This window comes from Streptomyces katrae, assembly GCF_002028425.1.
Lineage (GTDB): Bacteria > Actinomycetota > Actinomycetes > Streptomycetales > Streptomycetaceae > Streptomyces > Streptomyces katrae_A.
In genome coordinates, this window is the sequence record NZ_CP020042.1 from 1,282,672 (window position 1) to 1,297,778 (window position 15,107).

At 73.8% G+C, this 15,107-nt stretch carries 8 protein-coding genes and 1 pseudogene; 5 read left to right on the forward strand and 4 right to left on the reverse strand.

The window, feature by feature from the left end:
* Positions 1-64: 64 nt before the first annotated feature.
* On the reverse strand, positions 65-1,996 hold the full coding sequence (locus B4U46_RS05805; protein WP_079424661.1) for an APC family permease: 1,932 nt from the start codon (positions 1,994-1,996) through the stop codon (positions 65-67).
* Between the two features lie 181 nt (positions 1,997-2,177).
* Here B4U46_RS05805 and B4U46_RS05810 point away from each other — a divergent pair, with 181 nt between their 5' ends.
* Positions 2,178-2,777: a DinB family protein gene (locus B4U46_RS05810; RefSeq protein ID WP_079424663.1), complete on the forward strand. Its 600-nt coding sequence runs from the start codon at positions 2,178-2,180 to the stop codon at positions 2,775-2,777.
* 244 nt (positions 2,778-3,021) lie between these two features.
* Here B4U46_RS05810 and B4U46_RS05815 read toward each other — a convergent pair whose 3' ends face one another.
* Positions 3,022-4,698 (reverse strand): DUF885 domain-containing protein, encoded by a 1,677-nt coding sequence (locus B4U46_RS05815; RefSeq protein ID WP_079431585.1) that lies wholly within the window; start codon positions 4,696-4,698, stop codon positions 3,022-3,024.
* 170 nt (positions 4,699-4,868) lie between these two features.
* Between B4U46_RS05815 and B4U46_RS05820 the strand changes: the two genes are divergently transcribed.
* Positions 4,869-5,219, forward strand: coding sequence for a CU044_2847 family protein (locus B4U46_RS05820; protein ID WP_079424664.1), 351 nt, complete (start codon positions 4,869-4,871; stop codon positions 5,217-5,219).
* A 9-nt stretch (positions 5,220-5,228) separates the two neighbouring features.
* Positions 5,229-9,539, forward strand: coding sequence for a trypsin-like peptidase domain-containing protein (locus B4U46_RS05825; protein ID WP_079424666.1), 4,311 nt, complete (start codon positions 5,229-5,231; stop codon positions 9,537-9,539).
* A gap of 22 nt (positions 9,540-9,561) precedes the next feature.
* Here the strand turns inward: B4U46_RS05825 and B4U46_RS05830 are convergent, their stop codons facing one another.
* Both B4U46_RS05830 and B4U46_RS05835 read right to left on the reverse strand, forming a co-directional pair.
* Positions 9,562-11,133: a hypothetical protein gene (locus tag B4U46_RS05830; RefSeq protein ID WP_079424668.1), complete on the reverse strand. Its 1,572-nt coding sequence runs from the start codon at positions 11,131-11,133 to the stop codon at positions 9,562-9,564.
* A gap of 134 nt (positions 11,134-11,267) precedes the next feature.
* Positions 11,268-11,846, reverse strand: a pseudogene (locus tag B4U46_RS05835) (ABC transporter ATP-binding protein); the annotation flags it as partial.
* A 91-nt stretch (positions 11,847-11,937) separates the two neighbouring features.
* Here B4U46_RS05835 and B4U46_RS05840 point away from each other — a divergent pair.
* Positions 11,938-12,915: a fibronectin type III domain-containing protein gene (locus B4U46_RS05840; protein ID WP_237292678.1), complete on the forward strand. Its 978-nt coding sequence runs from the start codon at positions 11,938-11,940 to the stop codon at positions 12,913-12,915.
* Between the two features lie 152 nt (positions 12,916-13,067).
* Complete coding sequence (locus tag B4U46_RS05845) at positions 13,068-15,104, forward strand: ATP-binding protein (RefSeq protein ID WP_107438230.1); 2,037 nt, start codon at positions 13,068-13,070, stop codon at positions 15,102-15,104.
* Positions 15,105-15,107 lie beyond the last annotated feature (3 nt).

A 15,107-nucleotide genomic window follows, 5' to 3' on the forward strand; every position in this document is an offset into this window, starting at 1 on the left:
GCACGCACGACGGCCGGGCCGGGTCCCTCGGGACCCGGCCCGGCCGTTCTCGTACGCGGGACCGTCAGCCGGCGTGGACGTGGGGGCGGCGGGAGCGGTCGGGTTCGGCCTCGCGGATGACCTCGCGGGTGACCGGGGCGACCTCGCCCTGGCCGAAGAGGAAGAACCGCAGGAAGTTGGCCATCGGGTTGCCCTCGGTCCACTCGAAGTAGATGTGCGGGCGCTGCCCCGTCTCGTCGCGGACGTGCAGCAGCAGCGCGGCGAGGGCGTTGGGGATGGTGGAGCTCTCCAGGGTCAGGACCCGGTAGCGGCCGTGGAGCACCTCGCCCCGGACCTTGAGCCCGGACTCGAACTCGGACGGGTCGAGGACCGTGACCTCGACGAACATGACGTCGTCGCCGTCCGGGATGTCGTTGTCGGCCCGGATCTGCGCGACCTTGTCTCGGTACTCGGCCTTGTCGCGGTGGTCCGGCTCGTTCGCGATGAAACGTATCGTCCGGTTCGCGGTGTCTCGGATGAACCGCTGGGCCATGTCGTCGAGCTCCACGTGCGTCACGCGCAGCTCGAAGACGCGGGCGAGGCGGGAGAGCAGGGACAGGGCCATGATCCCGCCGATGAAGCAGGCGCCGATCTTCACGCCGTCGGGGCGCTCGACCACGTTTACGGCGGTCGTGTAGATGAAGACGGCGGAGATGATCCCGAAGCCGATGGTCCAGCCGCGTTCGCCGGCCTTGCGGGCGGCGATGGTGACGGCGACGGCGGCCGAGGTGATCAGTACGAGGACGCCGGTGGCGTAGGCGCCGCCCTGGGCGTCGACGTCCGCGTTGAAGAGCCAGGTCACCAGGAAGGCGATCAGCGTGAAGACGATCACCATCGGGCGCAGGGCCCGGGCCCAGTGCGGGGCCATGCCGTAACGGGGCAGGTAGCGCGGCATCAGGTTGAGCAGGCCGGCCATGGCGGAGGAGCCCGCGAACCACAGGATGAGGATCGTCGAGACGTCGTAGACGGTGCCGAAGGCGGAGCCGAGGTGCTCGTGGGCGAGGTAGGCGAGGGCGCGGCCGTTCGCCTCGCCGCCGGACTTGAACTGGTCGGCGGGGATCAGCAGCGTGGTGACGAAGCTGGAGCAGATCAGGAAGACGCTCATGATCACGGCGGCCGTGGTGAGCAGCTTCTTGGTGCCCCTGATCCGCCCGGCCGGGTTCTCGGGGGTGTCGTCGGCGGCGCCCTGGACGTGCGGCATGACGGCGACGCCGGTCTCGAAGCCGGAGAGGCCGAGGGCCAGCTTGGGGAAGACGACGAGCGCGATGGCGATCATCATGAAGGGGTTGCCGTGCTCGGTGGTCAGGGCGTCCGACCAGTCGGCGACGACGTGCGGTTCGGTGATCACCTGCCAGAGGCCGACGGCGACGACGACCGCGTTGAGCGCGAGGTAGGTGGAGACCAGGACCACGGCGACGCCGATGGCCTCGCTGAAGCCCTTGAGGAAGACCGCCCCGAGCAGGGCGACCAGGATCAGGGTGATCAGTACCTCGTGCCCGTGCAGGGTGCTCGTCAGGTGCGGGTTCTCGACCATGTGGGCGGTCGCGTCGGCGGCCGACAGGGTGATGGTGATCAGGAAGTCGGTGGCCGCGAACCCGAGGAGGGTGAGGACGAAGAGCTTGCCCTTCCAGAAGGAGAGCAGCCGTTCCAGCATGGCGATGGAACCCTCGCCGTGCGGGCTCTCCTCGGCCACGCGCCGGTAGACGGGCAGGGCTCCGAAGAGGGTGAGGAGCACCAGCACGATCGTCGCGACCGGCGACAGCAGTCCGGCGGCCAGCGCGGCGATGCCGGGCTGGTAGCCGAGGGTGGAGAAGTAGTCGAGACCGGTCAGGCACATGACGCGCCACCAGGGGCGCCCTTCGTGCGCGGCATCGGCGTGCGACTGCTGTCGGGACCGGTCGGTCAAGCCTTCCAGCATCCACGCGCGCAGGCGTGAGGTGCGGGCAGGGGTGGCCATCGTGGGGGGCTCCTGTCGTGGGACATGAATCGGCCATCGACACACCGACGGCTGAGCCAGCGTACGCAGCGAGACCGTTTTTGCACGTCAGGCGACCGATCCTGACACTTCCTTAACGCCCATCCGGCCGATGACCCGAAAATCCGACGACTGGTGATCTTCCTCGGGTGAGACTCACCGCATGACCGGAGCCGATTTCAAAGAAGACCTGCGGGTGTACCTCCAGGACGCCCGCGACGCCCTCCTGTGGAAGCTGGAAGGGCTCGGCGAGTACGACGTGCGCCGCCCGCTGACCCCCACCGGGACGAACCTGCTGGGCCTGGTCAAGCACCTGACCAGCGCCGAGGCCCTCTACTTCGGCGCGACCTTCGGCCGCCCCTTCGAGGCACCGGGCCTGTGGATCACGGGCGACGCCGAGCCCAACGCGGACCTGTGGGCCACCCCGGAGGAGTCTCGCGAGCGGATCACCGGGCTCTACCGCGCCGTATGGGCCCACTCGGACGAGACGATCAGGACACTGGACCTCGACGCCGTCGGCCGGGTGGCGTGGGGCGACCGGAACGAGACCACCCTGCACCGGAGCCTCGTGCACATGATCGCCGAGACCGGCCGGCACGCCGGGCACGCCGACATCGTCCGCGAGCTGGTCGACGCCACCACCGGCCTGCGCGCCGACGGCGAGTGCACACCCGACGGCGACACGGCGTGGTGGCGGGAGCACCACGGCCGGGTCGAGCGCGCGGCCCGGGAGGCCGGCCGGGCCGACGGCTCCGCGCCCTAGCGTTCCGGGGCCGCAGGGGGCCGTCGTCACCGCACTGCGCACCGCCCGTTTTCTGGAGGCCGGCCCCGACCTGGTCCGGTCCCCGGCCCCGGCCGCGCCGGGGCCGCGGGAGTCGCAGGAGCACGAGCGGCAGCTGGAGTCCGCCGTGTAGGGTCCGGCACGTTCTTCCCGGCGGCGAGAGCGAGCGGGCCCCGTCCCGAAGGAGGGCCGTCCTGTGGGACGGGGCCCGTCGCCGCCGCTGGTCCTAAAGTGCGGCGAGTTGGCCGACCAGGTCGTCGAGGCCGAGCGAGCCCTGGGCGAGCGCCTTCATGTGCCAGGTCTTGAGGTCGAACGCGGCGCCTTGCCGGCTGCGGGCGGCTTCGCGTCCCCGCAGCCAGGCACGTTCACCGAGTTTGTAGCCGATGGCCTGGCCGGGCCAGCCGAGGTATCGCACGATCTCGCTGTCGCGCAGTTCGGCGGGGCTGCCGTTGTACGTGGCCATGAACTCGGTGGCGAGTTCGGGAGTCCAGCGCTCGCCGGGGTGGAAGCCGGCATCGGCGGGGATGGAGAGGCCCAGGTGCATGCCGATGTCGATGATCACCCGGATGGTGCGCAGCATTTGCTCGTCGAGGAAGCCGAGACGGTGGGCGGGGTCGGTGAGGAAGCCCAGGTCGTCCATGAGCCTTTCGGCGTACAGGGCCCAGCCCTCGATGTTGGCGCTGACCATGCCCAGCGTGGTCTGGTAGCGGCTGAGCCGCTCGGAGTGGGCGACCCACTGGGCGAGTTGCAGGTGGTGTCCGGGGACGCCTTCGTGGTACCAGACGCTGACGAGCTGCCAGGTCGGGAAGGTGTCGCGGCCGAGGGTGGGGAAGTAGGTGCGGCCCGGTCGGCTGAAGTCCAGACTGGGGCCTGAGTAGTACGGTGCCGCGGCGCTGCCGGCCGGCGCGATCAGGGACTCGACCCGGCGCAGGGGGCCGGAGATGTCGAAGTGGGCGCCGTCGAGGGCGGTGATCGCCCGGTCCATGAGCTGCTGCAGCCAGTCGCGGATCGCTTCCGCGCCCTCGACCGCGTGCCCGTGCCGCTCCAGGTGGTGCATGGCCTCCCGGACTCCCGCCCCGGGAAGCACGCGTTCGGCCTCGGCGCGCATCTCGGCGTTGGTGCGGTGGAACTCGCTCCAGGCCCAGGCGTAGGCCTCGTCCAGGTCGAGATCGGCGCCGGTGTGGTGGCGCACGGCGAGCCGGTAGCGTTCCCGCCCGACGGCGTCCGGGGTTCCGACGGTGGCCGGCGCATAGGTGTCGCGCAGCCAGTCGCGGAACCCGGCGACGGCCGCGGTGGCCCGGTGGGCGGCGGCGTCCAGTTCGCCGCGCAGCCGTTCGGGGCCGGGGGAGACGAAGTCGGCGAACCACCCCGCGCCGCCGGTGCCTTCGCCCGTCCAGGCGGTGAGCTGGTCGACGACTGCGATGGCCTGGCGTGGCGCGGCGAGCAGCCGGCGGGATATCCCCTCGGTGAGCGTCGCGCGGTACCCGTCGAGCGCGGCGGGCAGGTTGCGCATGCGCCCGGCCACCGCCGCCCAGTCGTCGTCGGTGGCGGTCGGCATGAAGGTGAAGATGTCCCGTACGTGGTGAACGTGCGCACCGATGTTGCGCAGTTGGCGGAAGTTCTCGCCGGAGTCGTGCAGGGCCAGCCCGGCGGTGAGGCGCTCGCGGAGCAGCCGCGCGCAGGACCGGTCCGCAGGGTCGTCGCCGGTGGGAACGGTGCCGAGTGCGGCCAGGGTGCCCCGGGCGATGTCGGCGAGCGATTCGAACCCCTCGGGGGAGAGATCCGGTTGCCGGGCGTCGCCCGGGTGCAGGCCGAGCCAGGCGGCCTCCAATGGATCGTGCGCGGCCACCTGGTCGAGGTGGCGGTCGGCGATGGCCCGTGCGGTGATCGTTTCATCCGTCATGCCGACATCCTGGCCCAAGCCGACGCCCACCATGATCCAGTCGAACCGGCCCGCCAGGTCGGTTTCGGCCATCCCCGGCGCACATGCTCCTCGGTCTTGCCCCGACTCCCCTCCGGCGTGAAAGAGTTGCAAGGACACCGAGCCGCTGGGCGACGGGGAGGGTGGTCGGCATGGGTACCGACGTGCGTACGGTCGAGGTCCCGCTCGGGGACGGCACCGACGGGGTCTTACGGGTGCAGATACGCGAGGTCGACGAATCGCTGGCGCGGGTCGGGCGCGGCGGCGGCGCGGTGGCGCGGGCTTCGCGCTCCTTCGGGGACATGGTGGACGGCATCCGGCCGGTCGCCGACAGCTTCGTCAGCCGCCTCGGCGGGATGGCCCACCGGCCGGACGAGATCACCCTGGAATTCGGGGTGTCCCTGTCGGCCGAGGCGGACATCGTGATCGCGAGCACCACGACCGAGGCCAACTTCTCGGTCACGCTGACCTGGAACTCCCGGACCCCCCGCGACACACCGTAGGGGCGGGGGATGACCACCGGGAGCGGCGGCCCGGCGAACGCCGACGCCGCGCTGGGCTCCGCCGTCGTCCGCGTCACCGGTCCCGACGGGGCGGTCGGCGGCGTCGGCTTCCTCGTGGCCGCGGACCTGGCCCTGACCTGCGCCCACGTCGTCGCCGACGCGCTGGGGCTGGAGCGGGGACTGGCCGCGGCCCCGGCCGGCGCACTGACCCTCGACCGGCCCCTGTCCGGCAGCCCGGGCAGTACCCCGGCGGAGGTGGCGCACTGGGTCCCGCTGCGGGACGACGGCACCGGGGACATCGCGGTCCTGCGGCTGGCGGCCCCGGTCCCGGGCGCGACCCCGCTGGCCATGGCCTCGCCGCCCGGGGTGTGGGAGCACCCGGTGCGGGTGGCGGGCTTCCCCGCCTCCTCCCCCGGCGGCGTCTGGCACGCCGGACGGCTGCGCGGCCCCACGGCCGAGGGGTGGGTACAGCTCTCCGGCGCCGACCGGCAGGGCGTCCCCGTGGACAAGGGGTTCAGCGGCAGCCCCGTCTGGGACGAGCGGGCCGGGGCCGTCGTCGGCATGGTCGTGGCCGCCCAGCTCTCGGGAACCCGCCAGAGCTTCATGATCCCCACCCGGACCCTGCTCGCGGAGGTCCCCGCCCTCACCCCCGTCCTCACCCCGGCCTCCCCCTTCCGGGGCCTGGAGACCTACCGGGAGGCCGACGCGGCGGTGTACTTCGGCCGGGACGCCGAGGCCGCCGACGTCACCGCCCTCCTGAACTCCGGCCCCCGCCCCTGCGTGGCCCTGATCGGCCCCTCGGGCTGCGGGAAGTCCTCGCTGGCCCTGGCCGGCGTGGCACCCCGGCTGCGGGCCCGGGGCCACGAGGTGCTGGTGGTACGGGCCGCCGACGGGCTCCCGGTGCGCACCGCCCTCGCGGCCGAGCTCGCCCGGCTGGCCCGGCCGCGACGGCACGCCGGCCCGGCGGCGCTGCGGGAGCTGGAGGAGTCCCTGACCCGGCACGGCCTGCCGGTCGCCGCGCGGCTGGCCCTGGGCGACGGGCGCGCCGGACGGCTGCTCGTCGTGCTCGACCAGGCCGAGGCCGTCCTGGCCGGCCCGCGGCGCGGGGGCGACGACGGGGTGGGGCTGCTCTTCCCCGATCCGCATCCCCCCGGACTGCGGGTGCTCCTCACGCTCCGGACCGACTTCACGGACGCGGCCGTGGCGCACCCCGTCCTGGGCCCGGCCCTGGCCCGGGCCGACGTCCGGGCGCTGCTGCCCATGACCCGCGCCCAGATGTCCGAGGTGATCCTGCGTCCACTCGCCCGGGTCCCCTCCGTCTCGTACGATCCCGGCCTGGTCGCCCGGATGCTGGACGACGCCGGCACCGAGCCCGGCGCCCTGCCGCTGCTGGGATTCGTCCTGGCCCGGCTCTGGGACGAGCAGGCCCTGGGGCGGCTGCGGTTCGACTCGTACGAGGAGATCGGCGGGGTCCGGGGGGCGCTGGGCCGGCACGCGGAGGCCGCCTGGCGCGAGTGCGTCGGGGAGGCGGACCGGGAGGAGGCCCTGAGGCTGCTGACCGCGCTGGTCAGGCTGCTGCCGGGGAGCGAGGCCCCGCTGCGCGGGGTGCTGGGCCGGGCCGAGGCCGGGGAGGAGCGCTGGCGGATCGCCGGCCGGCTGGCGCAGCGGCGGATCCTGGTCGTCGGCGGGGATCCGGAGCGCGGCCAGACCGTGGAGCTGGCGCACGAGGCGCTGATCGGTGCCTGGCCCACCCTGGCCCGGCAGGTGGCGCGGGACCGGCAGTTCCTGACCTGGCGCGCCGGACTGCGCCACGACCTCGACCGCTGGCACGCGCTGGGCGAGCCCCGGGACCAGCTGCTGACGGGTGCCCCGCTCGACACCGCCGTCGCACAGACCGCGACCCGGGGCGAGGAACTCTCCGCACAGGAGCGGGAGTTCCTGCGGGCGAGCGTGGCCCGGCGCACGGAGGAGGCGGCTCAGGCCCGGCGGGCCGGGCGGCTGAAGCGGGCGGGCGTCGTCGTACTGAGCCTCGCGCTGGTCGCCACCCTCGTCGCCTCCTGGAAGCTCTACGGGGCGAACGGCAGGCTCGACGAGGACCTGAGGCGCGGTGCCTCCCCGCAGCTGGCCCAGCTGGCGGCCCGGCTGGACGACGTCTCGCTCGGTACCTCGGCCCTGATGAGCGCGGCCGCGTACCGCACGTCCCCGCAGCCGGAGGCGCAGACGGCCCTGTTCGAGCAGTACGTGCGGATGCGGCAGGTCGACCGGATCGCGCTGGAGGGCAGGGGCGAGGTCCGGAACACGATCCTCAGCGAGGACGGCCGGCACGTCACCATCGGCCTCTCCTCCGGCGACGTCCTGGGCGCCGACCTCGGCACGGGACCGCCGCGCCTGTCCAACCTCCGGGAGGGCACGACCCGGCTGGTGACCGCCACCGGGGACGGCCGCACCGCCGCGGCCTCCAGCCCCCACGGCGTCATCACGGTGGGCATCCGTCAGGCCGACGACAGCTGGCGGACGGTGAAGCTGCGGGGTGCCGAGCAGGTCCGGGACAACGCCCGGCCGGCCGACGACCTACGCTTCGACGCCTCGGGGCGACGGCTGCTCGCGGCCATCCCGGCGGAGGGCGTCTCGGTGTGGGAGGCGGTCCAGGGAACGAGGGTCGGGGCCACGCTCACCCCGCCCTCGGGCTGGACCGTCTCGAACGCCTGGTTCGGGCCGGACGGCGACACCGTGATCGGCCGGATCGTCCGGGAAGGAGCGGCCGCCGGGGCGAGCGGCAGGCTCGTGCGCTGGCAGCTCTCCGACGGCCGCCTCGACGAGCAGTCCTGGGGCACCCAGGAGACCGGCCCGGTCACGGTCAGCGCTGACGGCTCCACCCTCGTCCGGTGCACTGCGGACGGTGTCCTCCAGGCCTGGGACCTGGCCGGTGAGCCGAAGGTGAAGAGGCAGTACAGCACCGGCCAGCTGGGCCTGGTCTGCCCGCTGTTCGTGCCCCGGCTCGACCGGACCGGGCGCTTCCTGCTCAACCCGGCGCAGCGGTTCGGGGGGAGCCTGGGCCGGTACCGGTGCCTGGTGCTGGACCTCCAGGAAGGGCTGCCCGCCACGCTCGACCTGCCCGCCGCCACGCAGCAGGACGAGTTCGTCGCGGGTTCCGCGACGCTGCCGGCGATCAGCCTCGCCGGACCTCCCGAGGCGATGAAGGTGGCGATCAGCGCGGCGGGCACGATCGTCGTGGCGGAGGTGCCGCGGCCGACCGGCTTCGACAGTGCCATGCTCACGAGCCTGATCCGCACCGTGGACGTGGACCACAACCGGGTCGCCAGTGTCGACGCGGACGGCGGGACCCTGCGCCTGTGGGACCTGACGACGCGCCGCCAGCTCGCGGCCCTGCGTCCCTCGGCCCCGCTCGCGCGGCTCTACGCGTCGTTCAGCCCCGACGGCAAACGGCTGCTGACCGTCACCGCCGACGGCCTCGGGGTCCTGGTGTGGGACCTGAAGGGGGCGGACGGCCCCCCTCTCACCGAGGTGCGCCGCCTCGCCCTGCCCGCTCCCCCCGGCATCGACCCGTCGCGAGCGGACCCCCGCACGGGCCGCACACCGGCCTGGGTCGTCGTCTCGTTCGACGGCGACGACCATGCCCTGGTATCGGCCGTCTCCTACGTGTCCCGCTGGGACCTGAAGACCGGCAGGGCGGCGGGTGAGACGTACCGGCCGCCGCTCCAGGACCCGATCGACGTGTCGACGGCCGCCGCCTCCGTCTTCGCCGCGGCCCGCCCCGGTCACCACCAGGCCGCGGTCCGTGCTCCGGGAGACCGGATCCAGATCTGGGACTTCGAGAAGGGCACGGCCGACACCATCCCGTTCAAGGAGGAGGACGGTTACGTCAGCCAGATGCTCTTCGACCCGAGCGGCCGGAAGCTGGCGGTCCTCACCAAGGACGGACGCCTTCAGATCCGGGACATGGAGGGGAAGGAACCGACGAGGACCCTCGCCTATCAGGGCACCCGGTGGCTGAACGGCTTCCCCGACGCATCCACGCTGAGCACGTTCGGCACGGTCAACTCCTTCACCTTCTGGGACCTGGCCCGAGGCGCCGAAAAGTACCACTTCACCCCCGGCTACGGCGGCACCGTCGACTGGTCGGCGGACGGCCGGCGGCTCGCCTGGATGGACGGCTCCACCGTGCAGGTACTGCCCCTGGACCCGGAGGCCTGGCGCGCCCGGGCATGCCGACTGGCCTCGCGTCCCTTCACGGACGGCGAGCGGCGGCTCCTGCCCCCGGGCTCCCGCTCCGACGCCTGCGCGGGCCTCAAGGAGTGAGCCCGCGCAGGCGGCAGCCGGGTCAGCCGCCGTCGCGGACGGCGACGATGCCGTTGAACACGCCCACGTACGCCGTGCCGTCGGGGCCGAGGGTGATCGGCGCCCAGTTGTTGTCGTAGAGCGGGCCGGTGCCCGTCAGCTGCCGCCAGCGGCGCTCACCGGTGCAGAAGTCCACCGCCGTGAGGTACCAGGCGTCGATGCCCCAGGAGTTGGGCTCCTTCTCGTAGAAGTAGAGCAGCCCGTTGCCGGTGGAGAGCTTGGGGACCACGGACGGGGAGCGGATCGCGCTCTGCCAGACCGTGTCGCAGCCGCTGCCGTCGGGGCGCACGTCGATGCGGCTGACTCCGCCGACGACGGACTTGCCCAGCAGCAGCGAGGTGACGTTCTCATAGCCGTAGTTGTTCTCGACGACGATGCTGTTGCCCCAGGTGATCAGGGAGTTGTCGGTGGTGGAGGCGCCGTGTCCGAAGACGGGCACCTTGCAGACCAGCCGCCGGTCGGCGGGGACGTCGGTGCCCCGGCGGTAGACCAGGACGTTCATCCGGTCGTCGGCGTTGTCGGTGATGGCCACGTAGCCGTCGCCGAAGAGGTCGGGGGTGGTGCCCGAACCCTGGTTCACGGAGCCGGGCTTGGTCCCGGTCCCCCGGTCGTACGTCTGGCGCCACTGCGCCTCGGGGGTGCCGTCGGCGGTGGCGCGGAAGCCGTAGAGGGCGTGGTCGCTGACGATCGAGACCCCGTCTTCGGCGACCGAGAAGGAGTTCTGGATCTCCTCGCCCTCCAGCCGGATGGAACGGATCCGCGAGGTCGCCGGGTCCACCGTGCCGACGCGGCCCTGGCGGGTGACCCACCAGATGAGGCCGTTCCAGTCGGGCATGACCGAGGTGACGGGGTCGCAGGTGCCGCTGGGCCACAGGTTGGTCCAGCCGACGCAGTCGTGCGGGACCTGGCCGGTGAGGTCCCAGTCGTCGGCGACCGTGAACCTCCAGGTCCCGTCGGGGTTCTGGGAGTGGGCCAGGCGCAGGACGTGCTGGCGGGAGTCGGCCAGCACCGCGCGGTCCTCGTTGTCGAGGTAGAAGTAGGCGCCGCCGGAGGTGTCCTTGAAGATCTTCGAGAAGTCGAGCGAGGTGATCGCCTCGACCGTCGAGGAACGCTGCGGGAGCTGGTACTCCGCGAGCGTGGCGAGCGTACGGGGCTCCAGGAGCTTGACCTTGAAGCCGGAGAAGGTGCCGCAGACGGTGACGATGCGGCCGCCCGCGTCGAAGGTGGCGGTGGCGCACTCCCCGCCGAGCGCGGCGATCTTCTCACTGGTGACCCGCGGGTTCCTGCCGAGCGGCCCGGACCACGGGGAGGTGGCGCTGCCGCCCGCGTCGGAATGCATGCCGCTGCGGCCGTTGGGCGCGAGGAAGGGGTGCTGCGGCGGGGCCGCGCCCGGCAGCGGGACGGCGGTCGCGGGGGCGCCCTCGTAGTGGCTGACCAGGCGGTGGCCGGGGGCCTGGGGGATCTCCTCGGCCCGGGCCGGGGAGCTGGTACCCGCCAGTACCGTCAGGGCGGCGATGGCGGGGACCGCGGCGCAGTTCAGCGCTCTTCGGAACATCCGGGCGTCCTCCTTCTCTTGCAGTGCTGTTGACATCACGTCTGACATCGCGCCGCCGCCAGACGCTAGATCGCACCGCCCGAGGAGTCCATGGGAGGGAGGGATGATTCACGCACGCGCAACAGTCGGCCGGGTCAACCGCCCGCGAGGTCGCGCCAGTTCACCGTGCGGTCGCGCCAGCGGCCGAGCAGCACCGGATCGTGTCCGACGGCCAGCAGACCGGCTCCGGTCCCGCTGCGGTACTCCTCGACCACACCGACGAGGGCGGCCGTGGTGGAGGTGTCGAGCATGGCCGTCATCTCGTCACAGACCAGCCAGCGCGGCCGCAGCACCAGCGCCCGGGCCAGGCAGGCGCGCTGCAGCTGGCCGTCGCTGACCTCGTGGGGGCGCCGGGCGAGGAGGTCCGCCCCGAGACCGACCCGGCCGGCCAGGGCTTCCACGGCCGCGTCCGCCTCCTGACGACGGCCCGTGGCGCGGAGCGGTTCCGCGACGAGGTCGCGCAGCCTGAGGCGGGGGTCCGCCGAGAGCCGGGGCTGCTGGAAGACCACACCCACGCTGGTGCGCAGGGAGCGCGGAGCCCGGTGCCGGAAGCCGGTCACCGCGCGGCCGTCGAGCAGCACCGTCCCCCGGTCGGGCCGGTGCAGCAGGGCGGCGACCCGGGCCAGGGTGGACTTGCCGCAGCCGCTGGGCCCGAGCAGGCCGAGGGCTTCGCCGGTTCCCGGCCACCGGGGTCTTGTCCGGCCGCCCCCGCCCGTGCCATATATGTCTAGACCTTTACGAGAGCACGTTCGAGGAAGGCACCCCGTGCGACCCATCACGGCCCCGCGCCGCGCCGGGGCGGTACTCGCGGCCCTCGCCCTCTGCCTGGCCGCCCCCGCGCTGACGGCGTGCGGGGCGGACGGCGACACCACGCCCCCGCACGCCCCCGGCGGGCTCACCGCCCAGGCGGGCAGCGCCACTTCGGTCCACGTGATGTGGGAGTCGGCCACCCCCGCCGACGGGGTCACCGGCTACCAGGTCTTCCAGGACGGCCTGCTGGTCCGGGAACTCCCCGCCGAGAAGACCATGGTGGACGTCACCGGGCTCACCCCGCAGACCGCCCACTCCTTCACCGTCCGGGCCCGCGACGCCGCCGGGAACCGCTCCGCCGCGGCCCCCGCCGCCCGGGCCACCACCCCCGCCGCCCAGCCCGAGGACCACCGTCCGCCCACCGCCCCGCCCGCCACCACCGGCCGCGCCGAGGGCCCCCGGGCGGTCCGCCTGAGCTGGACCCCGGCCGCGGACGACACCGGAGTGACGGCGTACGACGTCTACCAGAGCGGGATCCGGATCCACACGTCCGGCGCCGCCGAGAACTCCACCACCCTCACCGGCCTCCAGCCCGGCACCGCCTACTCCTTCACCGTCCGGGCCCGCGACGGCTCCGACAACAGCTCCCCGGACGGCCCGGCGGTCGCCCTGACCACCCCCGCCGACCCCGCCCAGGGCCCCGGCACCGCCCCCGGCGCCTTCACCGCGGACGTCTCCCCGGGCACGGTCGAGCTGGGCTGGACCGCCCCCGACACCGGCCGCGAGACGAGCGAGTACCAGCTCTACGTCAACGACCGGCCCGTCACGGTCATCCAGTTCGGTGCCGGAGCCGTCCCGACGGGCCGTGCCTCCTACCGCCTCACCACGACCGAACCGGCCGGCACCGTATGGGCGCTGAAACTCCGCGCCCGCCTGCCCGACGGCAACTGGGGCGCCTTCTCACAGGAGCGGCGCATCACGCTCCCCGGCTGACACCGTCCGGCCGGACCGCCACCGCCGATCCTGGCCGAACGGCACTGCCGCGCAAGAAGATCGCGCACAATACAAGCGTGTTCGGTGAGTACTCGGTCAACCACGGTCAGGCAGGTGCCAGCAGTGGCGACCATGCGTCAGAATCTGGCGCCGTGCCGGGAAACCTACCGCCGGATACGGCGGGCTTCGTCGGCCGCGAGGCCGAACTCGACCGCCTCGACGGCCTGCTGGACCAGCGAAGACTCATCACCCTGACCGGGGTGGGCGGAGTCGGCAAGTCCCGGCTCGCGCTGCGGGCCGCCGCCCGCCCCGGCCGGGCCCGGCCCGACGGGGTCTGGTGGGTGGAGCTCTCCCCGCTGCGCGACCCCGGGCTCCTCACCACCACCCTCGCGCACACCCTCGGCCTGACCGTCGGCGTCGCCGCCCACGCCGGGCAGTCCCTCGACGAGGAACTGTGCGCGTGGATGGCCGACAAATCCCTGCTCCTGGTCCTCGACACCTGCGAGCACCTGGTGACCCCCGTCCGGCACCTGGTGGGCGAACTCCTGCAGTCCGCACCCGGCCTGACGGTGCTGGTCACCTCCCGCGAACGGCTCGGCTCCCCCGGCGAGGCCGTGCTGGAGGTCCGGCCCCTGCCCTGCGAGGGACCCGACAGCGACGCCCTCGTCCTCTTCCGGGCCCACGCGCGGGCCGCCTCGCCGCAGGCCGCCGCCGCCCTCGCCGACCCCGCCCGGGCCGCCCTCGCGGCCGAGGTCTGCCGCCGCCTGGACGGCATCCCGCTCGCGCTGGAACTGGCCGGGGCCCGGCTGCGGCTGTGGTCCCTGGAGCGGATGGCACACCTGCTGGGCGCCCGCTTCGACGTGCTCGCCGACACCGGCCGCGCCGCGCTGCCGGCCCGGCACCGGACCCTGCGGACCGCCATCGGGTGGAGCCACGAACTGTGCGAGCCGCTGGAGCGGCTGCTGTGGGCCCGGCTGTCGGTGTTCGCCGGGGACTTCGACGCGGCCGCCGCCCGCACGGTGTGCGCGGGCGGCCCCCTGCCCGCGGCGCGGGTGGAGCGGCTGCTGGAGGGGCTGGTCGCCAAATCCGTCGTGCGCCGGTCGCGCGAGCGGGGGACGGGGACCCGCTACCGGATGCTGGACACCATCCGCGAGTTCGGCCACGACTGGCTGGTGGAGCTGGACGAGGTACGGACCGTCGCGGACCGCCACGCCCACTGGTACGCCGCCCTCGCCAGGGCCGCCGAACAGGACTGGATGGGGCCGGGGCAGGTGGACTGGTACCGCAGGATGAGCGCCGAGCACGCCCAGCTGCGCACCGCCCTGGAGCACCTGCTCGGGACGGACCCCGGCGCGGCCCTGGGGATGGCCGGGGCCCTGTGGTTCTTCTGGTTCTCCTGCGGCCACCTCCAGGAGGGCCGGGGCTTCCTGGAACGGGCCCTGGCCCAGGTCCCGCCGACGGGCGCCGAGCACGCCCAGGCGCTGTGGGCGCTCGGGCTGACGATGCTGCTCCAGGGCGACCTGGGGGCCGCCCGGCTGACGGGGATCGCGTCCGTGCGGGCCGCCGAGGCGCACGGCGACCCCGAGGGGCGGCTGCGCGCCGCCTACCTGCGGTCGGTGTCGCTGCTGATGCCGGGCGACCCCGTACGGGCGCTCGCGCTGGCGGGGCCCCCGGCGCGGGCGGGCCACGGCGGCGAGGGCAGCGGGGCGGGGTGGCTGCTGTGCCAGCTGGTGAGCGCGTACGCCCTGTGCGACCTCGGGCGCTTCGAGGAGGCCGCCGAGGAGGCGGAGGGGCTGCGCACGGCCTGCGTGGAGCTGGGCGAGCGCTGGATGCGGGCGTACGCGGACTACGTGCTGGCCGTCTCGGCGCTCGGGCTGGGCCGGCACGCGGAGGCCGCCCGGCACGTACGGGCGATGCTGTCCGGCAAGCGGCTGCTGAACGACCGCTTCGGCATCGCGCTCGGCCTGGACATGCTCGCCGCGGCGGTGGCCGGCCTGGGCGACGGGGAAATGGCGGCGCGACTGCTGGGCACCGGGCACGCCTGGTGGCGCACGGTGGGCCGGCCGCAGATGGGCTCGCCCTCGCTGACGGCCCTGCGGGACCAGGGCGAGCGGCAGGCCAGGGCGGCGATCGGGGACGCGGCGTACGAGAGCGCGTTCCGCGGTGGCGCGGCGACGCCCACCGGCTGACTC